25 protein-coding genes are annotated in these 24,563 nt (G+C 57.7%); 13 read left to right on the top strand and 12 right to left on the bottom strand.

Features of this window, described 5'->3' with window-relative positions:
- Window positions 1-447 precede the first annotated feature (447 nt).
- A complete protein-coding gene (gene tyrS / locus ABNF92_RS07535; RefSeq protein ID WP_349343842.1) occupies window positions 448-1,650 on the bottom strand; it encodes a tyrosine--tRNA ligase in 1,203 nt (400 codons plus the stop codon).
- 305 nt (window positions 1,651-1,955) lie between these two features.
- Here tyrS and ABNF92_RS07540 point away from each other — a divergent pair, with 305 nt between their 5' ends.
- Window positions 1,956-3,365 carry a peptidoglycan DD-metalloendopeptidase family protein gene (locus ABNF92_RS07540; protein WP_069184824.1) on the top strand — a complete coding sequence of 470 codons (1,410 nt, stop codon included), beginning with the start codon at window positions 1,956-1,958 and terminating at the stop codon, window positions 3,363-3,365.
- A gap of 7 nt (window positions 3,366-3,372) precedes the next feature.
- On the top strand, window positions 3,373-4,470 hold the full coding sequence (locus ABNF92_RS07545; RefSeq protein ID WP_349343843.1) for an anhydro-N-acetylmuramic acid kinase: 1,098 nt from the start codon (window positions 3,373-3,375) through the stop codon (window positions 4,468-4,470).
- A gap of 11 nt (window positions 4,471-4,481) precedes the next feature.
- On the opposite strand, the gene erpA is transcribed toward ABNF92_RS07545, so the two are convergent.
- The 4 genes from erpA to argC all read right to left on the bottom strand — a co-directional run bounded on the left by erpA (window position 4,482) and on the right by argC (window position 7,180).
- On the bottom strand, window positions 4,482-4,814 hold the full coding sequence (gene erpA, locus ABNF92_RS07550; RefSeq protein ID WP_349344069.1) for an iron-sulfur cluster insertion protein ErpA: 333 nt from the start codon (window positions 4,812-4,814) through the stop codon (window positions 4,482-4,484).
- A gap of 84 nt (window positions 4,815-4,898) precedes the next feature.
- The gene (locus tag ABNF92_RS07555; RefSeq protein ID WP_349343844.1) at window positions 4,899-5,384 is read right to left on the bottom strand and encodes a polymer-forming cytoskeletal protein; all 486 of its coding nucleotides are present in this window, start codon (window positions 5,382-5,384) and stop codon (window positions 4,899-4,901) included.
- Between the two features lies 1 nt (window position 5,385).
- Window positions 5,386-6,126, bottom strand: a complete 741-nt coding sequence (locus ABNF92_RS07560; protein ID WP_222466613.1) for a DUF6776 family protein — start codon at window positions 6,124-6,126, stop codon at window positions 5,386-5,388.
- Between the two features lie 16 nt (window positions 6,127-6,142).
- A complete protein-coding gene (gene argC, locus ABNF92_RS07565; protein WP_349344070.1) occupies window positions 6,143-7,180 on the bottom strand; it encodes an N-acetyl-gamma-glutamyl-phosphate reductase in 1,038 nt (345 codons plus the stop codon).
- 154 nt (window positions 7,181-7,334) lie between these two features.
- Here argC and ABNF92_RS07570 point away from each other — a divergent pair, with 154 nt between their 5' ends.
- From ABNF92_RS07570 to ABNF92_RS07595, 6 genes are all read left to right on the top strand, one after another.
- Window positions 7,335-9,110, top strand: coding sequence for a chloride channel protein (locus ABNF92_RS07570; protein ID WP_136631326.1), 1,776 nt, complete (start codon window positions 7,335-7,337; stop codon window positions 9,108-9,110).
- Between the two features lie 3 nt (window positions 9,111-9,113).
- Window positions 9,114-9,536 carry a protoporphyrinogen oxidase HemJ gene (gene hemJ / locus ABNF92_RS07575; RefSeq protein ID WP_069184819.1) on the top strand — a complete coding sequence of 141 codons (423 nt, stop codon included), beginning with the start codon at window positions 9,114-9,116 and terminating at the stop codon, window positions 9,534-9,536.
- Between the two features lie 41 nt (window positions 9,537-9,577).
- Window positions 9,578-10,336, top strand: coding sequence for a hydroxymethylpyrimidine/phosphomethylpyrimidine kinase (locus tag ABNF92_RS07580; protein ID WP_153634909.1), 759 nt, complete (start codon window positions 9,578-9,580; stop codon window positions 10,334-10,336).
- Window positions 10,324-10,992: a thiamine phosphate synthase gene (gene thiE / locus ABNF92_RS07585; protein WP_349343845.1), complete on the top strand. Its 669-nt coding sequence runs from the start codon at window positions 10,324-10,326 to the stop codon at window positions 10,990-10,992. Before ABNF92_RS07580 ends, thiE begins: the two co-directional genes overlap by 13 nt.
- Window positions 10,993-11,007: 15 nt before the next feature.
- Window positions 11,008-12,288, top strand: coding sequence for a glutamate-1-semialdehyde 2,1-aminomutase (gene hemL / locus ABNF92_RS07590; protein ID WP_349343846.1), 1,281 nt, complete (start codon window positions 11,008-11,010; stop codon window positions 12,286-12,288).
- A 327-nt stretch (window positions 12,289-12,615) separates the two neighbouring features.
- Entirely contained in the window at window positions 12,616-13,536 is a 921-nt protein-coding gene (locus ABNF92_RS07595; RefSeq protein WP_064228558.1) for a triacylglycerol lipase, read from the top strand.
- Window positions 13,537-13,570: 34 nt separating this feature from the next.
- On the opposite strand, the gene ABNF92_RS07600 is transcribed toward ABNF92_RS07595, so the two are convergent.
- The 4 genes from ABNF92_RS07600 to ABNF92_RS07615 form a co-directional block, all read right to left on the bottom strand.
- Window positions 13,571-14,809: a tetratricopeptide repeat protein gene (locus ABNF92_RS07600; protein ID WP_349343847.1), complete on the bottom strand. Its 1,239-nt coding sequence runs from the start codon at window positions 14,807-14,809 to the stop codon at window positions 13,571-13,573.
- A gap of 137 nt (window positions 14,810-14,946) precedes the next feature.
- Window positions 14,947-15,321, bottom strand: a complete 375-nt coding sequence (locus ABNF92_RS07605; RefSeq protein ID WP_349343848.1) for a hypothetical protein — start codon at window positions 15,319-15,321, stop codon at window positions 14,947-14,949.
- Window positions 15,318-16,010, bottom strand: a complete 693-nt coding sequence (locus tag ABNF92_RS07610) for a zf-HC2 domain-containing protein (RefSeq protein WP_349343849.1) — start codon at window positions 16,008-16,010, stop codon at window positions 15,318-15,320. Before ABNF92_RS07610 ends, ABNF92_RS07605 begins: the two co-directional genes overlap by 4 nt.
- Before the next feature lie 10 nt (window positions 16,011-16,020).
- The gene (locus ABNF92_RS07615) at window positions 16,021-16,608 is read right to left on the bottom strand and encodes an RNA polymerase sigma factor (protein ID WP_349343850.1); all 588 of its coding nucleotides are present in this window, start codon (window positions 16,606-16,608) and stop codon (window positions 16,021-16,023) included.
- A 222-nt stretch (window positions 16,609-16,830) separates the two neighbouring features.
- Between ABNF92_RS07615 and ABNF92_RS07620 the strand changes: the two genes are divergently transcribed.
- A complete protein-coding gene (locus ABNF92_RS07620) occupies window positions 16,831-17,748 on the top strand; it encodes a DUF4382 domain-containing protein (RefSeq protein ID WP_349343851.1) in 918 nt (305 codons plus the stop codon).
- Between the two features lie 50 nt (window positions 17,749-17,798).
- On the opposite strand, the gene ABNF92_RS07625 is transcribed toward ABNF92_RS07620, so the two are convergent.
- Window positions 17,799-18,380 (bottom strand): tetratricopeptide repeat protein, encoded by a 582-nt coding sequence (locus ABNF92_RS07625; protein ID WP_349343852.1) that lies wholly within the window; start codon window positions 18,378-18,380, stop codon window positions 17,799-17,801.
- Window positions 18,377-20,707, bottom strand: a complete 2,331-nt coding sequence (mrcB, locus tag ABNF92_RS07630) for a penicillin-binding protein 1B (protein WP_349343853.1) — start codon at window positions 20,705-20,707, stop codon at window positions 18,377-18,379. The genes ABNF92_RS07625 and mrcB overlap by 4 nt, the downstream gene beginning before the upstream one ends.
- A gap of 121 nt (window positions 20,708-20,828) precedes the next feature.
- Between mrcB and ABNF92_RS07635 the strand changes: the two genes are divergently transcribed.
- From ABNF92_RS07635 to ABNF92_RS07645, 3 genes are read left to right on the top strand one after another with little or no spacing between them, the layout of a single operon-like run.
- Window positions 20,829-22,415: an AAA family ATPase gene (locus tag ABNF92_RS07635; RefSeq protein ID WP_349343854.1), complete on the top strand. Its 1,587-nt coding sequence runs from the start codon at window positions 20,829-20,831 to the stop codon at window positions 22,413-22,415.
- 40 nt (window positions 22,416-22,455) lie between these two features.
- On the top strand, window positions 22,456-22,824 hold the full coding sequence (locus ABNF92_RS07640; RefSeq protein ID WP_069184808.1) for a pentapeptide repeat-containing protein: 369 nt from the start codon (window positions 22,456-22,458) through the stop codon (window positions 22,822-22,824).
- A complete protein-coding gene (locus ABNF92_RS07645; protein ID WP_349343855.1) occupies window positions 22,821-23,192 on the top strand; it encodes a Rieske 2Fe-2S domain-containing protein in 372 nt (123 codons plus the stop codon). Before ABNF92_RS07640 ends, ABNF92_RS07645 begins: the two co-directional genes overlap by 4 nt.
- Here ABNF92_RS07645 and sfsA read toward each other — a convergent pair.
- Window positions 23,176-23,907, bottom strand: coding sequence for a DNA/RNA nuclease SfsA (sfsA, locus tag ABNF92_RS07650; RefSeq protein ID WP_349343856.1), 732 nt, complete (start codon window positions 23,905-23,907; stop codon window positions 23,176-23,178). The genes ABNF92_RS07645 and sfsA overlap by 17 nt on opposite strands.
- Before the next feature lie 178 nt (window positions 23,908-24,085).
- Between sfsA and dksA the strand changes: the two genes are divergently transcribed.
- Window positions 24,086-24,526 (top strand): RNA polymerase-binding protein DksA, encoded by a 441-nt coding sequence (gene dksA, locus ABNF92_RS07655; protein ID WP_008173182.1) that lies wholly within the window; start codon window positions 24,086-24,088, stop codon window positions 24,524-24,526.
- Window positions 24,527-24,563: the final 37 nt, after the last annotated feature.

A 24,563-nucleotide genomic window follows, 5' to 3' on the forward strand; every position in this document is an offset into this window, starting at 1 on the left:
CAATTCTTGCTCAAGACAAAACTCAATTTCGACGAGTCACTGTCCTGATATTTCATATCCGAAATACCTCGGCCAGCGCCCACACGAATTACTTGGTCAACTTTTTAAAGAGCGTTTGAGCTGTTGCTCAATCAAGGCCGCGTATTCTACATCGTTCCGCCGCCTTGTCAACCGTTTATTTTTCGATGTTTTCCGTCCCCGGAAAGCGCCGAAAAACCACCCGGCTTACTGCTTATTTCGAGGCGCGCATTCTACAATGAATTGCTTGCCTGTCAACTGCTTTCTGAAGAATTTTAAAACTCAATTTCTTCAAAACTTTCAAGCAGTTGCCCTTCGAATTCGGAGCCGCTTAAGTGGCTTGCCCCTCGAAGGAGATGCGCATTCTACAGACCTGCCCGGGGGTGTCAACGGCGATTCTGAAAAAAACTCAAAATCGCCCAAAATCGATCACGCAGTAATCAGGACGCGGGCGATCTTCTTCTTGCCCGCCTGGATTACACAATCATCACCCTCTACAAACCTCCGATCACCTTCGAATTGCTGACCGTCGACAAATACCGCACCGCGCCCCAGGACATCACGGGCCGCCGCTCCGTTCTTTACCAAACCGGCGAGGCGAAGCACTGCCGCCATCGGAATCTCGGCCTGCCCCTCCAATGACACCTCAACAGTCGGCACATTATCAGGGATCTCGCCGAGCGCCACCCGGTTACCGGCGGACTTGTGAGCAGTTCGGGCTGCCTCCTCATCGTGAAAGCGGGTAATGATCTCTTCCGCGAGCAGCTTTTTGTAGTCCTGGGGATTCGCTCCGCCAGCAACAGCCTCACGAAAGCCTTCCACTTCGGCAAGCGGCCGGAAACTCAAAAGTTCAAAGTAGCGCCACAGGAGATCATCCGGCATGGAGAGCAGCTTGGTATACATTTCGCCAGGCGAGTCGTTGACGCCCACATAGTTCCCCAGAGACTTGGACATCTTCTGAACACCATCAAGCCCTTCCAGAATTGGCATAGTAAGGATCACTTGAGGCGACTGCCCATAGTGCTTCTGCAGGATACGACCCATAAGGAGGTTGAACTTCTGATCGGTACCCCCCAATTCAACATCAGCTTCCATGGCAACTGAGTCGTAACCCTGCACCAAAGGGTAGAGGAACTCGTGAATTGCGATCGCCTGCTCAGCCCGGTAGCGCTTGGTGAAATCATCCCGCTCAAGCATGCGGGCGACGGTATACTGGCCCGCCAGCTTAATCATATCTGCAGCGCTCATCTTGCTCATCCAATCGGAATTGAACATGACGCGCGTTTTTTCAGGATCCAGGATTTTGAACACCTGCTCTTTATAGCTAACCGCGTTCTCGGCGACCTGCTGCTCTGTTAAAGGAGGACGCGTTGCACTCTTGCCGGTCGGATCACCGATCATCCCGGTGAAATCACCGATCAGAAACATCACTTCGTGCCCCAGATCCTGGAACTGACGAAGCTTGTTAATTAGAACGGTGTGACCAAGATGAAGGTCAGGCGCAGTGGGATCGAAACCGGCCTTGATCCGGAGCGGACGACCTTCTTTCAATTTCTCGATAAGCTCATCTTCCGGAATGAGCTCGTCTACGCCTCGCTTGATTATCGCCAACGCTTCATCAATGGATGCCATGAACAACACGTCCCCGCTTTGATCCTGAAAAAAATTCTGCCAGTTACAGAGTTCAACAAAAGAAATCTGTGAGTTACCTGTTCCCCTGTTAAAGTTAGCTGACCAGAAATTGACCAACACCGAGTTTACAGGGCGGCGTATTATAACAACGCTGTCGAAAGAAATCCGGAGGATGGAACAGTAACCGTAATGTTCCACGCTGTCCCGCATGCATTTTATACGGTAATCTGTTGGACTATACTTGAACAACAGCTTTAATTAGGTAGTACAAGCTGCCGTAATGCCGATTAAAACGGGTGCGATACGTGCTAAAAATGTTTCCCAAAACTCACATTACCATTGCTGCTGCGGCCACGGTTGTTGTTACCGCTGCCATTCTTATGAGCCCCAGCAGCAACGTTGAAGCAAAGCGGATGTCCTACTCCCTGGATCTGGAGCAGGGCACTGTTTCCGAAACCGGCGCAGCAACTGTGGAAGCAACACCGCCAGCCGGTGCAGCCAAAGAAACCCAGCCGGAAGCATCCGCGCCAGAAATGGCTGTAGAAGCCAGCAAACAGGTAAGCGTTGCAGAGCCGGAACAGACTGCCGCTCCGAAGCAGCCCGAATTCGACTGGCAAACCTTCGCGATCAAGTCCGGCGACACCCTTTCTTCCCTGTTCAAGAAGGCGGGCTTCAATGACGGCATCATGCTTTCTGTTATTCACGGTGATGGCGAGGCAGACAAGCTGCAGCGCCTCTACGCGGGCGAGACTATTCGCTTTGCAACAACCGATGACGGCTCACTTGCAGCGATTGATCTGCAAAGAAATCGCCTGGAAACCCTGAAGATTAAAAAGAACGGTGAGAGCTTTACCGGCGAGACCGAAATTCGCAAACCGGAGGCACGACCGGCTTTCGCATCAGGCACCATTGACGGCTCTCTTTATCTGGCTGCACGGGAAGCCGGCCTAAATGACCGTTTGACAATGGAGCTGGCCGGTATCTTCGGCTGGGATATCGACTTCGTCTACGATGTCCGCAAGGGCGACCAGTTCGAAGTGGTTTACGAAGAGCTCTACCTGGACGGCGAGAAATTCGATACCGGTCGAATCCTGTCTGCCCGATTTGTTAACCGTGGCGAAGAAAACCTCGCCCTGCTCTACACCGACAGCAATGGCGATGCCGATTACTACGCGCCGGACGGCAAAAGCATGCGCAAAGCCTTCCTGCGGACCCCGATTAATGCCCGGGTTTCCTCTCCCTTTAATCTGCAGCGCCGACATCCAGTGCTGGACGTTGTCCGCCCGCACGAAGGTACCGACTACGCGGCGCCTCCCGGAACGCCCATCAAGGCTGCAGGTTCAGGGCGGGTTAAATTTGCCGGCTGGAAAGGTGGCTACGGGCGAACCGTTATCCTCCAGCATGGTGACAACATCACCACCCTGTATGCCCACATGAGCCGCCTGGGCAAAGGTATCAAGAACGGTACACGGGTCAAGCAGGGCCAGACTATCGGCCACGTCGGCTCCTCCGGCATGGTCACTGGTCCGCACCTGCACTACGAGTTCAGGCTGAACGGGTCGCCGCGCAACTCGCGCACCGTCAAGCTGCCGGATGCCAAACCCATTCCGTCCTCCGAAATGGCCCGATTCAAGCAGTTCACAGAGCAACGCATCGCCCAATTTGACGTTTTCCGCGAGAGCTACCAGCAACTCGCACTGGCTTCAGACGACTGAACGCAGAATGGAAGCCTGGATAGGTTTGATGTCGGGCACCAGCATGGATGGTATTGATGCCGTGCTGGTGTCTTTTCAGAACAACACCGTAACGATTCACGCCTCGCATACCACTCCCTACCCCGACCAGATTCGCCATCGCCTGCTTGCTGCCAGCCAGAATCAGGCTGCACCGGACGAGGTCGGTGAGCTGGACACCCTCGTCGGGACGCTGTTTTCCGAGGCCGCGAACGAAGTCATCCAAAAGTCCGGTTTTGACCCAACCGCGATTCGCGCCATTGGCAGCCATGGACAAACCATACGGCACCAACCCTCCGGCACGGCTCCTTTTTCAATCCAGATTGGCAATCCCTCCGTGGTTGCCGAAGCTACGAACGTCACGACGGTCGCCGACTTCCGGCGGAGGGATATGGCTGCGAAAGGCCAGGGGGCACCCTTGGTTCCTGCCTTCCACAAGGCGTTTTTCAGCTCGAATACGGAAAACCGCTGCATTCTGAATCTCGGTGGCATCGCCAACATCACTTGGCTCCCCGCCAGTGAAAACACGCCGGCCACCGGCTTCGACACCGGCCCGGCCAATGCACTGATGGACGCATGGTGCCTGGACCAGACAGGACTTCCTTTTGACAGCGATGGCCATTGGGCCCTCGAGGGCTCGGTCAACCAGGAACTTCTCGAAGACATGCTCTCTGATGCCTACTTTTCGAAGACGCCCCCGAAGAGCACCGGGAAAGAAAGGTTCAATCTTGATTGGGTCAGAACACTGGTAGGTCGCCATCCGGAGATTCCAGCGGAAGATATTCAAAGGACATTGCTGCAACTGACCGTTACGAGCGTCGTCGACCAACTGCCTGAGACCAGGGGCCTTCGGGTTTACGTTTGCGGAGGCGGGGCGCGAAATCCGCTTTTGATGGAAGAGCTGGGTAAGGCACTGCCCGAGGCCCAACTTTCACTGACCTCGGAACTGGGGCTAGACCCGCAGATGGTAGAGCCTGTGGCATTTGCATGGCTGGCAAAACAGGCGCTGGAAGGAAAACCCGGGAATCTCCCGGAAGTCACCGGAGCAGCCGGGCCACGCATTCTGGGCGCCATCTACCCCGCCTGACGTTTTCCGGATCAAATGGAGAAGGAACTGCCGCAGCCGCAAGTGGAGCTGGCATTGGGGTTCTGGACCACGAACTGTGCCCCTTGCAGGCCTTCCTGATAATCAATCGTGGCGCCCACCAGATACTGGTAACTCATAGGATCAACCAGCAGGAACACGCCATCACGCTCGATCACGGTGTCTTCTTCATCTTGGTTTTCATCAAACGAGAAGCCGTACTGAAATCCGGAGCAGCCACCACCTGTGACAAAGACGCGAAGTTTCAGTTCGGGGTTTTCCTCTTCCTCGATCAACTCACGTACTTTGGCAACGGCATTGTCACTGAAGAACAGCGGTGTCGCCATTTGTTGCTGAACTGCGCTCAAGTTCGCCTCCGGATAATCGTGAACAACTCTCGCGATTATGGTATTCCCGACTAAAACAATCAACTATTCGGACTTTCCACCATCGCCCGATTCCTCGGGCTCCGCTGTTTGATCACCAGCAGGAGCCTGTTTAGGGCCGGCACCGGCAGATTTGGCATCCTGGGAGAGCAGCCCGACGGGCTCCCGCTGATGAACCAGGTTGCCGTTCACCGAGGCGCCCATCGCCATCTCGATCAGGTTGTAGTAGACGCTGCCATTGATGGCCGCTTTTTCCGCCAAATCAAGATGTGCCGATGCGTAGACATCACCATTTACCGTACCGTTGATGATGACGTGAGGCGCGTTGATGTCGCCCGTCACTTCGCCCACCTCCGAGACCCTCAGTACTGCATCTGTGCCCTCATCGGCAACCACCTTCCCGCGAATTCGGCCATCCACATGAAGCCCACCGCTGAAATGCACATCGCCTTCCACAGTCGTTCGTGAGGAAATAAGTGTGTCAAAGTGGCCAGTGGGCCGGCGCGGCTTCTGCTTTTTCTTGCCAAGCATGTCAGTTCTCCGTTAAATCGTCCCAGTTAAAGGTGCGCTCGGCTTGCGAGGATTTTCTTCCTTCCGCCTGGGCTACCACCTGGATTTCCAGCGGCTCAAATTCTTCCGGCAGTTTCAGGGAACCTTCGACGTCCTGAAAATACCGGAAACGGAATTTCACGCCGAGATCGGCTATGTCCTCCGAAAGGTCGCGCAGAGCGATGACCTCTTTCTCTTCATCACGCAAACCGATGACATTGACCGCTACGACACCTGAAATGTAGCTCTTGTTGTTGCCGACCTGGGTCAGCACCAACTTGAAGTCGTAGCTGTCACGATTACGGGTCGGAACCAGCGTGAAACTGTCAACCTGGAGGCCTTTGCTGGTCTCCGATGGCGCCATGATATTTTTATAAAATGTCAGGTCAGATTGCAGTGACACAATCCGGGTTTCCAGCTCGACAATGGTTTTGCGAGCCTGATTCAGGGCCTGCTCATCTATGACCCGTCCTCGCTCCAGGTTGATCAGCTGTTGCCTGGCCTTGCGATAATCCTCTCGCAGGGCCTCGACTTCATCCTCCAACACCTGGTTTGACTCCTCAGCGCTGGAAAACCGGAAACCACCCTGAGCCAGGCCGGTTGCATATCCGGCGATTGCCGCAACAACGGTAAAAATCAGCAGGATGGCCGTTCTGCGCAGGCGATACCCGGGACGATGGCGAATAACGACATACTCTTCAGCCGGCTTTCGCTGTTCGCTCACGATCTTTCCCTTGGCATCAAGGCAGCAGCGCCGGGGCTTCAAGCCCCATGGTTTCTTTGAGGCCGAACATGATGTTCATATTCTGAACCGCCTGCCCTGCTGCGCCTTTCACCAGATTATCGATGACAGAAGAGACAATCACGATGTTGCTAAGCTCCTGTCTGTGCAGCGCCATACGACACTGGTTTGCCCCGCGCACACTTCGGGTCTCCGGATGGCTACCAAACGGCATGACATCGACAAACGGCTCGTCCGCAAAGCGCTCCTCGAACAACGTCTGCAGCCGATCAAAATCGGCCGGGTTCTTCAGCTCCGCGTACAGCGTCGCCTCGATACCGCGGATCATTGGAATCAGATGGGGAACGAAGGTTACGCCCACATCACCTCCGGCCGCCCCGGACAGACCCTGGCGAATCTCTGGCAGATGGCGATGCCCTGAGGCGCCATAGGCCTTGAAGCTTTCACCAATCTCACCATGCAGCATACCAATCTTGCCCTGCCGGCCTGCGCCGCTGGCGCCGGATTTGGCGTCCGCGATCAGCCGGGCAGGATCCACCAGCCCCTGCTCCAGCAATGGGAGGAAGCCCAGCTGAACCGCTGTAGGATAACAACCGGGGTTGGCAACCAACTGGGCTGTCCGGATTTCATCTCGCACCACCTCCGGCAAACCATAAACCGCCTTTTCAGCCCATTCCGGACTTTCATGAGCCATCCCATACCAGTTGGCCCAAACATCAAGATCCTTAAGCCGGAAATCCGCAGAAAGATCCACCACACGCACGCCGGCCGACATCAGTTCCGGAACCATTCGCATGGCCACACCATGAGGCGTGGCGAAGAAAACCAGGTCGCAGGCTCCAAGCACGGCTACATCCGGCTCGGAAAACGCCAGGTCATAGTGGCCACGCAAATTCGGGTACATGTCCGCTACCGGCATGCCCGCCTCAGACCGGGAGGTAATACAGCTGACCGAAACTTCAGGGTGAACCGCAAGGATTCTCAGCAGTTCCACACCGGTGTAACCGGTGCCACCAACGATGCCTACTTTAATCACCATCTTCTCCAGCGACGTCGTATCAGAATTAATAGCTTTGACGCCGTAGTCTACCATGATAAACCAATGACTTATTGCAGCCCTCAAGGCGACCGTTACAATGTTGTCAGAATCTTTCTGACCGTCCATCCAAATCCACCGGAACTCTGGCCTCATGCAGAAAATCTGGCACCAGATTACCGAGCATCTGATTCCCGTTTTCCGGCGCCGATTGTCCGGTGTTGACGCATTACCGCAACTGGCCGTGCTCGGCCTTCTCTCCGGGCTGTTTACCGGAGGCGTCATACTCGTATTCCGCCTGGCCATCGAGTGGCCGCTCGAACATTTCCTGCCGGGAGAGGGTTCCGAATCCTTCGAGGAACTGGACCTGCTGACCCGGGGGCTTCTCCCCCTGGCCGGCGCCCTGGGGCTGGGCTTGCTGATGCATCGGCTGGCTACCCACGACCGCAAGGTCGGGATCGTTCACGTTATGGAGCGTTTGAACTACCACCAGGGCTACATTTCCATGCGTAGCGCCCTGGTGCAGTTTATCTCGGGGGTGGCCACGGTGGTCAGCGGCCAATCGGCGGGGCGCGAGGGGCCGGCAGTGCACCTGGGTGCCGCCTTCTCGAGTCTGATGGGACAATGGATGCGCCTGCCGAACAACAGCATCCGGACGCTCGTGGCCTGCGGCTGTGCGGCGGCCATTTCAGCGTCGTTCAACACGCCGATCTCCGGGGTTATTTTCGCCATGGAAGTGGTGATGATGGAATACACCATTGCGGGTTTCACGCCAATCATTCTGGCGGCCGTGAGCGCAGCGATTGTGACTCAGGCAGTGTATGGCGCTGAACCGGCCTTCAGCGTGCCGGCGCTGACCATGAACTCGCTGATGGAGATCCCCTGGATACTGGCCATTGCCGTCATTATCGGCATCGCCGCCGCGCTGTTTATCCAGTTGGTGGACACAATGGGCAAGCACCACCACCGTCCGGTTTTGTTGCGCATTACCATTGCGGGCCTTCTGATGGTGCCCTTCGCCATTTTCATTCCGGAAACCATGGGTATCGGGTACGACACCGTCAACGAAACCATTAACGGTGAGCTGGCGTTCTGGCTATTGCTGGGTGCTGGCGCCGCCAAGCTGGTCATTACCTCGCTTTCCATCGGCCTGGGCATGCCAAGCGGCGTGATTGGCCCGACGCTGTTCATGGGGGCAACTCTGGGCGGCGCCATGGGCCTGATCGGCGCACAGATTTTGCCGGAACACGCCTCGTCGGTTGGCTTTTACGCGATGCTCGGAATGGGTGCCATGATGGGTGCCGTGCTCCAGGCACCACTCGCCGCCCTGATGGCACTCATGGAACTCACGCGGAACCCCAACATCATCCTTCCGGGCATGCTGATTATTACCACGTCGAGCCTGGTGACCAGCGAGGCCTTCGGCAAGAAATCGCTGTTCCTCACCATTCTCAAGAACCAGGGGCTGAGCTACCAGAATTCTCCCGTGATCCAGGCCCTGCGCCGGGTGTCGGTCGGCGCCATCATGGATCGCAGCATCCTGCGTACTGAACGACACTTGACGGTGGAAGAGGCACGTAAGGTCCTGAAATCGGAACCAAAGTGGCTGGTGGTTGAGGGCAGCAGCGGACCCACGGCACTGTTACCGGCTGTCGACCTGGCGAGATATCTGGAAGACACGGAAAAACTGGTGGCCGACGAGGAAATCGAACCACCGGAGTCCATTGACCTGATGGACATTCCCGCCAATCGTCGTGACGTTGCCCCGGTGCAGTACCAGGCCACTCTGGAGGAGGCCCTGGACCAGTTCGATGCAACCAATGCCGAGGCCCTTTACGTACAACGTCACGTGGCGCCAATGATCCAACGCGTTTATGGCGTGGTTCTGAAAGCCGATATCGAGAGTTACTACCAATACCGACGGAGCTGACGAATGCTGTGGGTGAAAGCCTTCCATATTATTTCACTGGTGTGCTGGTTCGCCGGCATCTTCTATCTGCCCAGACTGTTCGTCTACCATGCGGCTTGCGAGGACGAGCCCGGCCGTGAACGTTTCAAGATCATGGAGCGGAAGCTGTACCGGGGCATTACCACACCTTCGATGATCGCAACCGTCGTCTTCGGTGTCTGGCTGATCAGTTACAATGTAACCGGTTATTTCAGCCAGGGCTGGATGCATGCGAAGCTGTTTCTGGTGGCCATTCTGATCATTTACCATTTTTACTGCGGGCACCTTGTAAAGGTCTTCCGGGACGACCAGAACACCAGAAGCCATGTGTTTTACCGCTGGTTCAATGAATTGCCGGTCCTGATCCTTCTGGCCGTCGTCATCCTGGCTGTTGTCAAACCGTTTTGAGGAGCTGAGTCATTAAACGCTATACCCGACCCCAGGTTCTGATTCTTTCCGGCCTCGACCCCTCCGGCGGCGCCGGCATCCAGGCCGACATTCAGGCAGTCACCTCGCTGGGCTGCCACCCCTTGCCCGTTCTGTCCTGCCTCACGGTTCAGGATACGCGCAACGTTTATGGCGCCGAGCCGGTCTCCGCCGAGCTGATTCGCCAGCAGCTCCGGTGCCTTGCTGACGATACCCCCATTCACGCCATCAAAACCGGCGCCCTGGGCAATGCGGCAGTGGTGGATGTGCTGGTGGATTTCATCCGTGAACACCCAGGCGTACCCGTGATTACCGATCCGGTGATCAAAGCTGCGGGTGGCGGCGACCTGGCCGATGACGAGCTGGTTAGCGCCATGAAAGAGAAGCTGTTTCCCCTGGCAGAAATGATTACGCCAAACGGTATTGAACTGGCGATGCTCGGGGGCAGCGATAACCCGGACCAGGCTGCCAACAACCTGTTGGAAAGCGGGTGCGAATCGGTATTGGCCACCGGCGGGCACGGTACCGGCGTTCACATTATCAACACCCTCTACAATCACGCACCTGACCCCATGCGATGGGAGGTCGAACGTATCGGCGGCGAGTACCATGGCACGGGCTGCACGCTGGCCGCGGCCATTGCGGCCGGAAGGGCCTCGGGCCTCTCTCCACGCGCGGCCATCTCGCAGGCCCAGAACTACGTCCATCGCGCTATACTCCACGCGTTGGACGTTGGCAAAGGCCAACCGGTACCGGACCGAGGGATTCTGTGGGAACGATGAGCAAGGGGCTTCGTCCGGGCCTCTACGCAATCACCGACAGCGTGCTCACGCCACCCGAAACACTGATCGAATCGGTCGAGGCAGCGCTTCGCGGTGGTGCCGTCATAGTACAATATCGCGAGAAACATGCGCCCATGGCGGTACGACTTGCCCAGGCAAATGACCTGCAAGCTGTTTGCCGGAATGCCGGTGTGCCGTTGCTGATCAACGACGACCCGGATCTGGCAAAACGTGTGGGCGCTGCCGGCGTCCATATGGGGCAAACCGACGGCTCACTGGCAGCTGCCCGCGCGCTTCTCGGCGAGGAGGCGATTATCGGCATAACGTGCCACGCCGATCTGGCTTTGGCGCGCACCGGGCTGGAAGCAGGCGCCGACTACCTGGCCTTCGGGCGCTTTTATACGTCTTCGACCAAACCCGGAGCACCGGCTGCAGCCCCAAGCGTGTTAACCGAAGCCAAGAGTTTCGGGCGCCCACTGACGGCCATTGGCGGCGTCACCGCAGAAAACGCAGAACCACTAATCCGCGCCGGGGCCGATATGCTTGCCGTGGTTGGTGGCCTGTTTGGCGGTACTGCCGACGAGATTGAGCTGCGAGCCAAAGCCTTCGAGCGCTTGTTCGCAAGCCATCACCCACTTTTTTCAATTCCCGAATAACAGGAGCCCAGATCCATGACGCACTCCGAAACCCTGTTCGAACAGGCTCAGAAATACATCCCCGGTGGCGTGAATTCTCCGGTCCGGGCGTTTCGCGGTGTCGGTGGTACGCCCATTTTCTTCAAGCACGCCCAGGGCGCCTACCTGTACGACGAAGACAACCAGCGCTACATCGATTACATCGGTTCCTGGGGCCCCATGATTCTTGGCCACGGTGACCAGCGCATCAAGGATGCCCTGCACGCTCAGGTCGATCTGGGCGTTGGCTATGGCGCACCCACAGCCCTCGAGACCGAAATGGCCAAGAAGGTTTGCGAACTGGTGCCCTCCATCGAACTGGTCCGCATGGTGAATTCAGGCACCGAGGCCACCATGAGCGCCGTTCGGCTCGCCCGCGGCTACACCGGTCGCGACAAGATTGTAAAATTCGAGGGCTGTTACCACGGCCATGTGGACTCACTGTTGGTAAAGGCCGGTTCCGGCGCTCTCACCCTCGGCGTGCCGAACTCCCCGGGCATTCCCGCCAGCCTGGCCGAGCACACCATTACGCTTACCTATAACGACATGGACAGTGTCCGGGAGTGCTTCCGGGAGATGGGCGACCAGATCGCCGCGATTATCGTTGAGCCAGTGGCAGGTAACATGAACTGCATCCCGCCGGTTCCGGGCTTTCTGGAAGGACTGCGGGAAGTCTGCGACGAACACGGCACTGTATTGATCTTCGACGAGGTAATGACCGGGTTCCGGGTTTCCCTCGGTGGTGCCCAGGGGCTCTACGGCGTTACCCCGGACCTCACAGCACTTGGCAAGGTGATCGGGGGCGGCCTTCCGGTTGGCGCCTTTGGCGGAAAGCGGGAAATCATGGAGCACATTTCGCCACTCGGCCCGGTCTATCAGGCAGGTACCCTGAGCGGCAATCCCCTGGCGATGTGTGCCGGCCTGACCACGCTGAATGCGATCTCCGAACCCGGCTTCCATGACCGGCTGACCGAGAAAACCAATGCCGTTCGCGATGGCCTGAAAGAAGCCGCCGATGCCTCCGGCATACCGCTGACCGTACAGAGTGCCGGCGCGATGTTCGGGTTCTTCTTCACCGAGGAAAATTCTGTCACCCGCTTTGACCAGGTAATGGCCTGTGATGTCGAGCGCTTCAAGAAGTTCTTCCAGGGCATGCTGAAGGAAGGTGTGTACCTCGCACCCTCGGCGTTTGAGGCCGGCTTCACCACGGCCGCGCTGTCAGAGCAGGACATCACCGACACCATCGCAGCGGCAAGAAAGGTCATGGCCACGCTCTGATCTTTCTGCTCATCTGACGGATGTTCCCGCAGGCGCAACATGTCCTGCGGGGCCATCCACGTGACAGGCATCACACTTCCACAGCGAACACACCTCCCTGGCCTCTTGCGCCGTTGACTTCCCAGCCCCGCTGATCAAATGTTGATCTAATCTCTACCGAGATGCTCTGACGGCACCAATCTAACAATGACAAGAACCAAGTCAGCGCACGGAAGCACTCGATCTGCCACCTTGCAGATGCAGTACGAGAAGACAGTCTCTGGAGCAACCCGTTAGGTTGAGCCGCAGTTTGAATAACAAACACAACATCAAACTGTAGGAACGACAATGAAACTCTGGATCCAAGCACTGGCCCTGGCCCTCACCGTGGCCTGGTCTGCCCCCTCTGCCGCCTGGTGGTGGGACTCTACTCCTTCAAACTACACAGATACCCGTTACCCCGTTGTACTGGTGCACGGAATGTTCGGCTTTGACTCCATTGCCGGCGTGGATTACTGGTACGGTGTTGCAGAAGATCTTCGTAAATACGGCGCCGATGTCTACACCACCCAGGTACCGGCCCTGGACAGCACCATCGCTCGCGGTGAAGCCCTGCTGCCGCAGGTGCAGGCCATTGCCGCAGTGCACGGCAAGGTCAATCTGATTGGCCACAGCCACGGTGGCCCCACGGCCCGTTACATTGCAAGGGTACGGCCGGATCTGGTCGCCTCGGTGACGTCCGTTGGCTCGCCCCATAAAGGGTCGCCGGTCGCCGACCTTATCTACGGTTCCCCGGCCGAAAGCCTCGCAGCCAGTCTGGGTAATGCGCTGGGTGGGCTGATCGACCTGCTGTCCGGTGGCGGTTACAACCAGGATCTGCGCTCGAGCCTGCAATCCCTCACCACCCAGGGCAGTGCCGAATTCAACAACTTTGCGCCGGCCGGCATTCCCACCACCGCCTGCGGTGAAGGTGCCTACTCGGCTAACGGCGTCCGCTTCTACTCCTGGGGTGGAACCGGGGTTCTGACCAACGTGCTGGATCCCTCCGACGCGCTTCTAGGCACCACCAGCCTCGCTTTCGGATTCAGCCAGAATGACGGCCTGGTGGGCCGCTGCAGCAGCCGGTTTGGCAAGGTAATCCGGGACAATTACTTCATGAACCATCTGGACGAAGTGAATCAGGCCCTGGGACTGCACAGCCTGTTCGAGACGGACCCGAAAGCGGTTTTCAAACAACACGCCAATCGTTTGAGGAACGCCGGACTGTAATGGGTAGCCCGCCTTCTGGCTTTGCGTTGCAGAGCTAGAAGGCCCCTTCCAGGGTCAACATCAGCGTCTGGCGCTGATAATCATACTGCGAAAGGCTGCTCCTGTTATCCCGAACCAGCCACTCGCCACGGACCAGCCAACGGCTGTCCAGGTTTTTTTCCACCAGCAATCCGACTTCCAGACGGTTATCCTCCCTACGACCACTCTCACCCGAGGTGGAGACCACTTGGTGGGCATCCTGGTATCGACTATGGCGAACCGTGCCAGTCGTGCCAAGAACCAGGTCAGGATGCCAGCGGTAGCGACCGGCAAACTCCAAGGTGTGATGGGTAGGAGAAACACTGACAAACTCATCGGCAGTTTGCAGATCCCGCCGGTCATTGATTTCCAGTGAGTATTCGCCGTCGAACCGCCAGCCCCCTAAGTACTTCCTTGCGTGAACGCGTGCCCGATACCATTGGCCGTCATAGGCTTCGAACCCGGAGCCACCATTCACCGTCGCCGCCGCCAGGGATATTCCACACTGGTCCGGAGCAAACCCTGGCAAACACGTCCTCCAACGATAAAAACCTTCAATACCATATCGGGTTTCAAGGGATTCATTGTCGAACCAGGATTTTACCAACGACACGAATGCACCACGCTCCCCGCCAACCCTGCTCTCGGACCAGCCCAGGCGTCCCTGTATGACCTGAGTATCGTATTCTTCGTGGGACGGGTGTTCACGAGAATAAACGGCTACGTCGAGAGTGATCCGGGATCGGGAATCGACCGGCCGTTCGTAGGTTCCAGCGGCCAGTGCTTCGAGAAAGCCTCCAACCTCGCTGGACACTGTATCCTCGGGCAAGCCTGCAATATTGGAATCGTAACCACCGGAAATGCCCAGATAGCCGCGAACGGGAGAGTCACTGGCCGACGCCGGAACTCCGCTATCGAGTTTATCCAGCTGGATCAGGGCCAATGTCCGGATTTTGGCTGGGGCGCTCCCGGCCGAGGCCTGTTCGAACCAGTGACGGGCGTCCAGAGGTTTCTCCCTGGCAAGCGCAACCAGGCCGAGATTATAGCGCGCAAGAGCGCCATTGGAGCCGTCCAGCAATGTACGAAAGGCCGCTTCGGCGGCTGCATAATCGCCCAACTGATAACAAACAACACCGAGATTGTAGAAAAGAGAGGACGATTCCAGACCAGCATCAACAGCACTCTGAAAGTGCTGTTTGGCAACGTTCAGTTTACCTGCTTCGAAGGCTTCGACGCCGGCACGAAAATCCTCCATACCGACTTCTGCTTCAGCCGCCAGGAGAATCTCTGTGGGAAATAACAATAAACTCAGATACAGCGCGCGCCAAAATACCAGCAAACAGGTCTCTCCGGATTAATCCACGCAGCGGAGGACCGGTTACCTATCCGGCTTCAGCGATCCAGCCCTGGTGCATCCGGCAGCTCTGGGCGTTCCGGCCGCTCCGGCAACTCAGGCTTGCCCTCGATCAACTCCCGGGACTGCCTGGCTTTTTCAGACATGGACTCACCAAACTCGCGCCCCCTTTCTCGGGCTTCACTCGCCGCATCCGGACCCCGGGAGCCAGATTTTCCTGGATTCTCGGGGCTTTCAATAGCGCGGGGTAACTCGATTTCCCGCACCACGGAATCGGTGAGCTCTGCGTCGTCAGTTACCATGCGCATGGTAACATCCAGATCCTCGTTGGCCAGCGCTGTTACCGGTATTAATAATCCGACCATCAGAAATCCGACCAGCTTGACGCTCAATGCAAGTCTCTCTCTGATCATGATTCTGGATCCTCGGCGGTCTGCTGTGGGTAGTCTGGAATCGGGGCTCGGAAGGTTTTCTGGCGATCTCCGGTCTCCAGTCGAGCCACCAGCTCGCCAGAACCCGGGAAAAGCAATTTCAACGGCAACGACAGAACGTTCTCGCCCGCATCGAGGCTTACCTGCCAGCTAAGCTGGTGCTGCCCCGGCCAGGAGGCCACCTCGACATTGGGCGGCAGTTCCAGAGTCAGCGTTACATTTTCCAGGGCTTCGCCGGAATGGAAGGCCAGACGCACGGTTTTCTCAACCGGCTCGGCAATTCCTGTTGCGGACTCATCCGCGTCGCTTTGCGACAACGCGACGACAGGAGCATCTTCGTCAATAACGCTGCCCGGATTCAAAAAGATACCAAGGCCGATGCCCAGCGCCAGTGCCGCCGCGATGGCACCACCCAACGCCCTGTGACTCCATCCAGAACCAGAACTGACGGTTCCTCGGGCAGAGATCAAAACACGGCTGTGAAAGTCCGGGGAAGGCAAAGGAACGCTGAATTGCTCCTGCAACTCCCGTTTCAGGGTACGCTCTGAGAAAAGCCTCTTGCTGCACGCCGGGCAGGCAGCAACATGCTTCTGCACCCGCTCACTGGCAGCGGCGGTAAGCTCATCATTAATGTAGGCGGGCAGGTTCACTCGGATTTCGTTGCAGGACATTGTCTTCACCTCACTCCCCCACACGTCCGGCTGGTACAGTTGGTTCCAGCTCACGCTGCAATTTCTTTCGCAGCGCGGCCCGACAGCGATGCAACCGGGATTTTACGGTCCCCAGCGGTATATCGAGCACCTCCGCGATGTCCTCCTGGCGCCAACCATCCACGTCATGCAGCAACAGAAGGGTTCGCTGATCGGGCGTCAGGGTCATCATCACCCGTTCCAACGCTGGCCCCAGGCGAGATTGCTCCAGCTGCAGATCCGGGCCAACGCTGTCCGATTCCAGACTGTCCAGCCAGTCTGCCTGGCCTTCAGAGCCGATCAGCTCCGTCAACGGGCGATCACCCTGACGGTTCTTGCGCCGAACCTGGTCAATAAACTGTCTGTATACCACCCGGTTCAGCCAGGGCCGCAGCTGATCAACGCTTTCCAGCTCATCAAGCTTTGGGAATAGCTTGACCACAACATCCTGAACCAGATCCTCAGCATCCTGTTGTTGGCCGGCCAAACGGTATGCAAACCGGTACATGGCATCCAGATGAGGCTGCACCAGGGCGTCAAACCGCCGGGACTTGGAGGGCTTGAAAGGAAAAATTGCCAAAGCCGTTGTTTACCTGCGTGGGTTCATGCCAGCGGCGCAGTCTATATCAAGTTGCCGGGCCGATGCATTTGCCCGTTTCTCAAAGTGCTTCGCCAGTTCGATCTGCGTCATTAAGACACGTTAACAAAAAGTCTGGAACGATGCCGCTTGCCTGCTCGTGATAGGAGTGTTGGGTAGCTTTTCAAGCCGCTACGAAAATACAAATAAGCCTTGGAGGTTTATATGAAACGTTCGATCCGTCTTTTCACCGTGTCCGCTCTGGCTGCCGGTATTGCCGCATGTGGTGGGGGTAGTGACGGCACTGGTACCGCCGACTCTACAGGTACAGTTAACGTAGGCTTAACCGATGCGCCGGTCGATAGCGCACAAGAGGTGAACATAGAGGTCGAGGCATTGGTGCTGCAACACTCCAATGGTGAACGAAGCCGGTTCGAGTTCGACATGGCAGAGCCTGTGAACTTGTTGACCCTCACCGGTGGAACAGTAATGTCCCTGCTGGCCGATGAAGAGGTAGCTGCGGGCGATTATTCCTGGATGCGCCTGGAGCTCGGTGATGGAAATACCATTGTGATTGACGGTGGCGTATATGACCTGACAACCCCCTCAGCACGAGGCGTCCAAACGAGTGGCTTCATCGTTCCTGCAGGCGGAGAAATCAATCTCACCATCGACTTCGACGTCAGGAAATCGATTGTGAATCCTCAAAACAATCCTGACGTTTACAGACTCAAACCTGTAATTCGTCTGGTGGACAACTCCGAGGTAGGCACCATTGCCGGCACGGTTGCTGGAGAAGTTATCACCAATCAGTGCAGCGAAGAAAACGCGGGGTCAACCGACACCTTCAATGGAAGCGTGTATATCCACGAAGGCTTTGATGTTGAGCCTGATGACATTGGCAGCGACCAGGAACCGCTGGTTGCCGTACCGGTGAACTACGAGAACGACCAATATGTTTACACTGCTGCGTTCATACCGGAAGGTGAATATACAGTCTCGTATACCTGTGGAGACGATCAGATCGAAACGGCAGAGGGCGAACCTTCCGATGACGACCTCACCTTCATCATTGGTGACAGTCAGGCGACTGTAGAGAGCGGCGAGACCTATACAGTCAATTTCGAAGCCTCAACTCCCTAATGACCAGACAAAAAAGAGGGGCATCAGCCCCTCTTTTTTCATCACCGCATTTATAACGCCGCAGCCCTCGCCTCCGCCTGATCCGCACCCGCTACATTCCCGCGAGCCCGGCGGATATCCGCCAGCAACAGCCATCCCGCTCGCTGCAGCCGGATATCACTGCCCGCCAGCGACAGCCCTTTCAGCGTGAACTGTTCGGCAGAGCCCAGCTGATTGCCAGCCACATAGGCTTCCGACAGCTTGAAATACACCTCGGCCGATCGGGGCGCAATCCGTTGTGCACGCTCCAGACGGGCGATGGCGCCGGATACGTTACCCTGGGCCAGCACCTGCTCGGCTTCACGCACCAGGCTCAGCGCAGCCGGCGAGAGGCCATCACCGGTTTCACGATAGCTTGGGGAACTGGAGCGGGAAGGCTCACCGGGTTCCTGCGCCGCCTCGGGCTGTTCACTCTTGCGCCAGACCGGGGCTTCGCTCTCCTCCGTGTCTGTGCTGGTTCTCGGTGGCTCGGGCGCCTTGGCGGGCTCACCACCAACGGGCACATAGATTCCACCGCCCGGCCCGGAGGCACAGCCGGCCAGTGACAGCAGTGCGGCCATCAGGGCGGCCCTGAATGAAAGTCGGTCAATCATTGAAACAGTCCTTCAAACCAGCCCCGGATCCGACGTTCCAGATTTCCGGAGCAGGAAATTGTTTGCGTGGGTTCACTGCCGGCAATGTAAGGCAACAGTCGTGCATTGTCACAGTATTCGTCCGTCAGTGCCTGCCGCTCTGAATTCACCCAGTGATAGTTGACACCGTCTGGCACCACGGGAGAAAAGCCATGCTGGGGAACCTGAGCCATAAACCTCGACCACACCGGCAGGGCGCCACTGGCCCCGGTCAGCGATGTGGGGCCATTATCATCGCGCCCAACCCAGGCGACCGCAAGCAGATCGCCACTGAAACCGGCAAACCAGGAATCCCGGCCATCGTCAGTGGTTCCTGTTTTGCCGGCGAGGGTGAGTTCCTGGGGAACGGTGTAGTAAGCCGAGCGTCCCGTCCCCTCCTGCATGGTTTCCTGCATGGCGTATTGCACCAGGTGCACGGCGGCAGGGTCGGCCACCTGTTCAACCTCAAGACTGTAGCGGGACAAGGCCTCACCGCCGGCATCCGTTACTTCCCGTATCGTGCGCAGCGGGGTATTGAAGCCCGAGGTCGCCAGTCCCTGGTATATCTGGGCGACCGTCACAGGGCTCATGGACACCGACCCCAGGAGCATGGATGGGTAACGGGAAATGGGTGTATCCACGCCAAAGGCAGTCAGTGTCTCCCGCACTACGTCCACGCCGATATCCAGCCCCACGCGAACGGCCGGCAGGTTGTAAGAACGAGACAGAGCCTTATGCAAAGGCACTTCACCCCGCTCCTCGCCATCGTAGTTCTTGGGTTGCCAACGTTTGCCGTCGTCGAACTCCAGAGTGAAGCTCTTGTCCAGCACCGGTGTACTCAGGGTGTATCTTTCCGGTTCCTGCAAGGCAGACAGATAGATAAACGGCTTGATCAGAGATCCGATGGGGCGATTGGCATCCAGCGCACGGTTGAATCCGGCGAATTGCGGATCCCTCCCACCGACAAGGGCCAGCACCTCGCCGGAATCCTTCGCGGTGACCACAAGTGTCGCCTCCAGGGCTTCCGAACTCTGGCCGCCGGCCAGTCTCGGGAGGGTCTCAGTTACCGCGTACTCTGCCGCGTACTGGATAGCGGGGTTCAGAGTGGTGAAGATTCGCAGTCCTTCACTGCGCAGATCCTCTTCCTTGTAGTCACGGGCCAGGTGCCGCCGGACCAGGTCAATGTAAGCGGGGTAGCGGTTTTCTGAGTAGGATGGGCGCTCACTGACCCCAAGAGGCAGGCCGCGGGCCCTCGCCGCTCGGCCCGGTTCAATCAGGCCCGCCTCTTCCATTTCGGAAATAACCAGATTCCGTCGCTCGGTTGCACGCTCGGGATGGCGGCGCGGATTGTAATAACTGGGGCCTTTGACCATGCCCACCAGCAACGCGATATGGTGCACATCCAGATCTTTCAGGGATTCGCCAAAATAGAACTGGCTGGCCAGGCCGAAACCATGAATGCTGCGAGTGCCGGCCTGCCCGAGGTAAACCTCGTTCAGATAGGTTTCCAGGATGTCGTCTTTTTCATAGTGCAACTCCAGCAATACCGACATCAGGGCTTCATTGGCCTTTCTCACCAGTGTCTGCTCGCGAGTCAGGAAGAAGTTCTTCACCAATTGCTGGGTCAGCGTGCTGCCACCCTGGACGATGCGCCCGGCCTGGATGTTGGCCAGCATGGCCCGGCCGATGGAGAGAGGCGCGATACCGAAATGGTCGTAGAAATTGCGATCTTCCACCGCCATCAGTGTGGTGGGGAGCAGCGCCGGCACCTCGTCCAGCTGAACCAATACCCGATCTTCCTTGTGGGCTGGATAAATACCGCCAATCTGCGCTGGCTCCAGCCGGACGATCGGGGCGCTTTCACCCTGAATCACCGAAAAACCCTGAACCCGATCGCCCGACACCGACAAAGAGATCCGGCGCCGGGGCTCATCACCGTCCGGGAACGAGAAGCCCCGGGTACTGATGACGAAGCGATTGCCACTGCGCTGGTAACTACCCGCTTTCTCGCCGCCCCCTTTCCGGAAACCAGAGAGGCTCAGTTCTCGCTCGAGCGCGCTGGCACTGACACTGGCCCCATCGAAAAGCTCAAGCGGGCGGGCATAGACGCGGGAAGGTACTTCAAAGCGCCGACCCTCAAAACGGGACGTTACAACGGCATCCAGATACACCATCCAGCCGGCCAGTAAAACGAGACCAATGGCACATAACCGGAACATGAAACGCCAGAACCACGGCCGACGGCCATTGTTCGAAGAACGCCTGGAGGGCTTTCGCTTGGGGCTGGAAGATGCTTTGGATTTTTTCATGGCGCGATTATAACGAAGGGAGCGGTGAGGAAGGCAGGCCATCCATGTGTTATTTCTGTAATCTGCCCGTTATGATAGGGCAAGAAAAATCAATGGGTTCAGGGAACGCAAGGAGAACACGGTGAGTGAGACATCCCCAGGCAATCTGATTCTGTCGATGCAGAATCCGGACCTGTACGACCATCCGGTGGATGGCTTTCAGGTTATCGAAACTCACATCTCACAGGTGATCCTGACCGGTGATTACGCCTACAAGATCAAGAAGCCCATGGATTTCGGCTTCCTCAACTTCTCTACCCTCGATCGCCGGAAGCATTTCTGCGAAGAGGAGCTGAGACTCAACCGACGGCTGGCAGAAAAGCTGTATCTGGAAGTGGTACCCATTACCGGAACACCGGATGCCCCGATCCTCGGCGGCGAGGGCGAGGCTTTTGAATACGCCATCAAGATGCGCCAGTTTGGCCAGGACCAGCTTTTCGATCGCCTGCAGGAGCAGGGTCAACTGCCCTCAGACTTGTTGACCGACCTTGCCCGCCAGGTCGCCGGCTTCCACGAGCAGTTGCCGCCCGTGCCGGATGACAAGCCGTTAGGAACACCAGAGGCTGTGTTTGCCGCCATGCAAGAGAATTTTGACCAGATCCGTCCGCTGATTGACGATCCGGATCTGCTCATGCAGCTGGACAACCTTCAGGCCTGGACCGAATCCACCTTCGAGCGGCACCGGGACCTGATTGCCCACCGCCGGGCCAACGGCATGGTCCGGGAATGCCACGGCGATCTCCATCTGGCAAATATCACCCGCTTCGACGGCGAGGTCACCGTATTCGACTGCATCGAATTCAACGAGCCGTTTCGCTGGATTGATGTTATCAACGACCTCGCTTTCCTATTGATGGATCTGGAGTCTCGCGGGGAGAGCGCTCTTGCCAATCAGGTGCTCAATACTTATCTGGAATATCGGGACGACTTCGAAGCGCTGCCATTGCTGCCACTCTACAAGGCCTATCGCGCCATGGTCCGCGCCAAGATTGCGCTATTCACCATGGGCAATCCCGGCATCACGGACACCGAAAAAGCCGACCTTATGCAGCGCTATCGCGGCTATGCACAACTGGCCGAGGATTACGGCTCCATTCCTAACCACTACTTGCTGGCTACCACTGGCCTTTCTGCCAGCGGCAAGACGTGCGTCAGCGCCGCCATGGCCAACGAGCTGGGGCTGATACGCCTGCGGTCCGATGTCGAGCGCAAGCGACTGCATGGACTGGCTCCGCTGGAGAGCTCACGTTCACCGACCGGTGGCAACCTGTACACCGAGGAAGCGACCGAGAAAACCTATCAGCGACTGGCCGAGCTGGCCGGTCAGGTTCTGGCGGCCGGGTTCCCGGTGATCGTGGACGCCGCCAGCCTGAAAGAAAAGGAGCGGTCCCTGCTTGCATCCGTCGCCGAAGCCCAGGGCGTGCCCTTTGCCCTGATCCATTGCGAGGCGCCCGAAGATCTGCGCAGGGAATGGATCCGCAATCGCAAGGGCGATGCCTCCGAGGCCACCGAGGAGCTGCTGGACGCCCAGCAAACCTGGTTTGAACCGTTAACGGCCGAAGAGAAGACCCACACCATTCATCTGCACACCGATCAGGAGCATGTGGCCGAAGCCGTGGCCGACCGTATCCGTCAACACCTGGGTATCCCCGGCGGCAAGGCCGGGTAAGAACAACATCTGGCTCCCACTGGCGAGCGCGAGGTTAGATATGGACGATAAAAGCGAACACGAAGTACATCAGATCAGCCACCCGCTCTACGATATTCTTCGGAGCGAGGATATGCAGGCGTTCAATGCCGAGAAGGCAAAGCTCACAGAGTTCCCCAGTTTCGCCCATGGCGATTTCCGGGGCCTGGATCTGAGAGGGATGGACGCCAAGGGGCTGGATTTCCGCCATGCCTACTTCCGCGGTGCCGACCTGAGAGGCGTGGACTTTTCGAAGTCCAGAATGGAAGGCTCAAGCATCGCCAGCGCGAAAATTTCAGGCTGCTACTTCCCTCATCGCCTGCACGCCGATGAGATCGTCATGTCCCTGAACCACGGGACCCGCATGCGCTACGCCATATTGCCGAAATGAGCAACAACCCGCACTCCTGGCAGCCCGTGTGTCCCGCGTCCGATCTGACACCGGGCCAATTCGTCGAGTTTCGGCTCCGGGAGAAGGCCCGGGAGCCTGCAGGCATGCCGCTTACCGGCTTCCTGTTCCTCGACGGCACCACGCCCCGCGCCTACCTGAATATCTGCCCGCATCTCGGTGTTGAGCTGAACTGGATGCCGGGCCGGTTTATGGATTCCGACAATCTGTTCATCCAGTGCTCCACCCACGGCGCCCTGTTCAAGCCTGGCGACGGCGAATGCATTGCCGGTCCCTGCCAGGGCGATGCGCTTACCCAGCTGGATCTGAGAGAGCACGACGGCCAGATCGAGATCAGACTTCCAGAATAACCGGCACCGACTCGGTCAGTGTCAGCACCCCCGTGGGAGTACCATCACTCTCACTCAGGTCGGCCCGGTAGGCGACCACTTCCACACCCGCATCACAGGCTTCGCGCAGCAACTCCCCGTATTTGCGGTCGATATGGTCGGCCGGGCAAACGGTCTGAATGCCGGTGTGATTGACCACGAAAAACAGCACCGCCCGATCACCCTGCTGGACCTGGGCCATCAGCTCACGAAGGTGTTTCTGGCCACGCTCGGTTACCGCATCCGGGAAAAAGCCCTGGCCATCCTCGGCCAGGGTAACGTTCTTGACCTCCACCCAGGCATCGGCCGCGGACTCGTGACCAGACAGCAACAGATCGATCCGGCTTTTCTCCACACCGTATTTCACCTCGGCGCGGCACTCGCGATAACCGGCCAACTCCACCACGGTGCCGGCCTGAACCGCTTCCCTGGCCTGGCTGTTCGGCCGGGCCGTGTTCACGCATGCCAGCTGTCCCGGCGAGGTTTCCACCAGCTCCCATGTGTATTGGAGTTTGCGCTTGGGATTATCGCTGCGGCTGAGCCAAACCCGGGCATTCTCTGGCTGACAGCCCAGCATGGAGCCGGTGTTCGGGCAGTGGGCGGTTACCTCCGAGCCATCCGGCAGCCGCACGTCTGCCAGGAAGCGTTTGTAGCGGCGGATAAGCCGGCCTTCAACCAAAGGTTCTGGAAACTTCATGTGATCTCCGTACAAAAGTCGATGTCACAAGGCTGGCACCCCCGTGACTAATCTGCTATTTTCCGCAAATTCCCGTTTCAGGACGAATGCTTCATCCAGGGTATAACCGCACAGCCACGGGGGCTCACGCGGAGGGAAGCAACCGTTCTTGTGAAGTACAAACAAGAGGCCGGGTTCAATGGCAACGACTGCAGAACAACCACGCGAACGCTTTACCAACTTCACCCCCTATGAAATGAAGAAGGGTGAAGAGTATATGAGTGCGGAAATGCTTCAGCACTTCAAGGATCTGCTGCTGCAATGGAAGCAGGAGCTGATGGAAGAAGTCGACCGCACCATGCACCACATGCAGGAAGACGCCGCAAATTACGCGGATCCCAGCGATCGCGCAACCCAGGAAGAAGAATTCAGCCTGGAACTGCGCACCCGCGACCGGGAGCGGAAACTGATCAAGAAAATTGACCAGACCATCGACCGCATCGACAAGGACGACTACGGCTTCTGCGATCAGTGCGGCGTGGAAATCGGTATCCGCCGTTTGGAAGCGCGTCCGACTGCGACCCTGTGCATCGACTGCAAGACTCTGGCCGAGATTCGCGAACGCCAGACCGGCATCTGAGCCGAACCTTCAACAGCTGCCGGCCGCGGGCTATTCC

Source organism: Marinobacter sp. MMG032 (assembly GCF_040112695.1).
Lineage (GTDB): Bacteria > Pseudomonadota > Gammaproteobacteria > Pseudomonadales > Oleiphilaceae > Marinobacter > Marinobacter salsuginis.

What these genes read in the sequence shown, in the direction of transcription:
- dksA (WP_008173182.1), top strand. Translation starts at nt 24,086, where the DNA reads ATGGCAACGACTGCAGAACAACCACGCGAACGCTTTACCAACTTCACC.
- ABNF92_RS07610 (WP_349343849.1), bottom strand. Translation starts at nt 16,010, where the DNA reads ATGTCCTGCAACGAAATCCGAGTGAACCTGCCCGCCTACATTAATGAT.
- ABNF92_RS07625 (WP_349343852.1), bottom strand. Translation starts at nt 18,380, where the DNA reads ATGATTGACCGACTTTCATTCAGGGCCGCCCTGATGGCCGCACTGCTG.
- ABNF92_RS07645 (WP_349343855.1), top strand. Translation starts at nt 22,821, where the DNA reads ATGAGCAACAACCCGCACTCCTGGCAGCCCGTGTGTCCCGCGTCCGAT.
- ABNF92_RS07620 (WP_349343851.1), top strand. Translation starts at nt 16,831, where the DNA reads ATGAAACGTTCGATCCGTCTTTTCACCGTGTCCGCTCTGGCTGCCGGT.
- hemL (WP_349343846.1), top strand. Translation starts at nt 11,008, where the DNA reads ATGACGCACTCCGAAACCCTGTTCGAACAGGCTCAGAAATACATCCCC.
- hemJ (WP_069184819.1), top strand. Translation starts at nt 9,114, where the DNA reads ATGCTGTGGGTGAAAGCCTTCCATATTATTTCACTGGTGTGCTGGTTC.
- erpA (WP_349344069.1), bottom strand. Translation starts at nt 4,814, where the DNA reads ATGGCGACACCGCTGTTCTTCAGTGACAATGCCGTTGCCAAAGTACGT.
- sfsA (WP_349343856.1), bottom strand. Translation starts at nt 23,907, where the DNA reads ATGAAGTTTCCAGAACCTTTGGTTGAAGGCCGGCTTATCCGCCGCTAC.
- ABNF92_RS07595 (WP_064228558.1), top strand. Translation starts at nt 12,616, where the DNA reads ATGAAACTCTGGATCCAAGCACTGGCCCTGGCCCTCACCGTGGCCTGG.
- tyrS (WP_349343842.1), bottom strand. Translation starts at nt 1,650, where the DNA reads ATGGCATCCATTGATGAAGCGTTGGCGATAATCAAGCGAGGCGTAGAC.
- ABNF92_RS07555 (WP_349343844.1), bottom strand. Translation starts at nt 5,384, where the DNA reads ATGCTTGGCAAGAAAAAGCAGAAGCCGCGCCGGCCCACTGGCCACTTT.
- ABNF92_RS07545 (WP_349343843.1), top strand. Translation starts at nt 3,373, where the DNA reads ATGGAAGCCTGGATAGGTTTGATGTCGGGCACCAGCATGGATGGTATT.
- ABNF92_RS07640 (WP_069184808.1), top strand. Translation starts at nt 22,456, where the DNA reads ATGGACGATAAAAGCGAACACGAAGTACATCAGATCAGCCACCCGCTC.
- ABNF92_RS07570 (WP_136631326.1), top strand. Translation starts at nt 7,335, where the DNA reads ATGCAGAAAATCTGGCACCAGATTACCGAGCATCTGATTCCCGTTTTC.
- ABNF92_RS07600 (WP_349343847.1), bottom strand. Translation starts at nt 14,809, where the DNA reads ATGGAGGATTTTCGTGCCGGCGTCGAAGCCTTCGAAGCAGGTAAACTG.
- ABNF92_RS07605 (WP_349343848.1), bottom strand. Translation starts at nt 15,321, where the DNA reads ATGATCAGAGAGAGACTTGCATTGAGCGTCAAGCTGGTCGGATTTCTG.
- mrcB (WP_349343853.1), bottom strand. Translation starts at nt 20,707, where the DNA reads ATGAAAAAATCCAAAGCATCTTCCAGCCCCAAGCGAAAGCCCTCCAGG.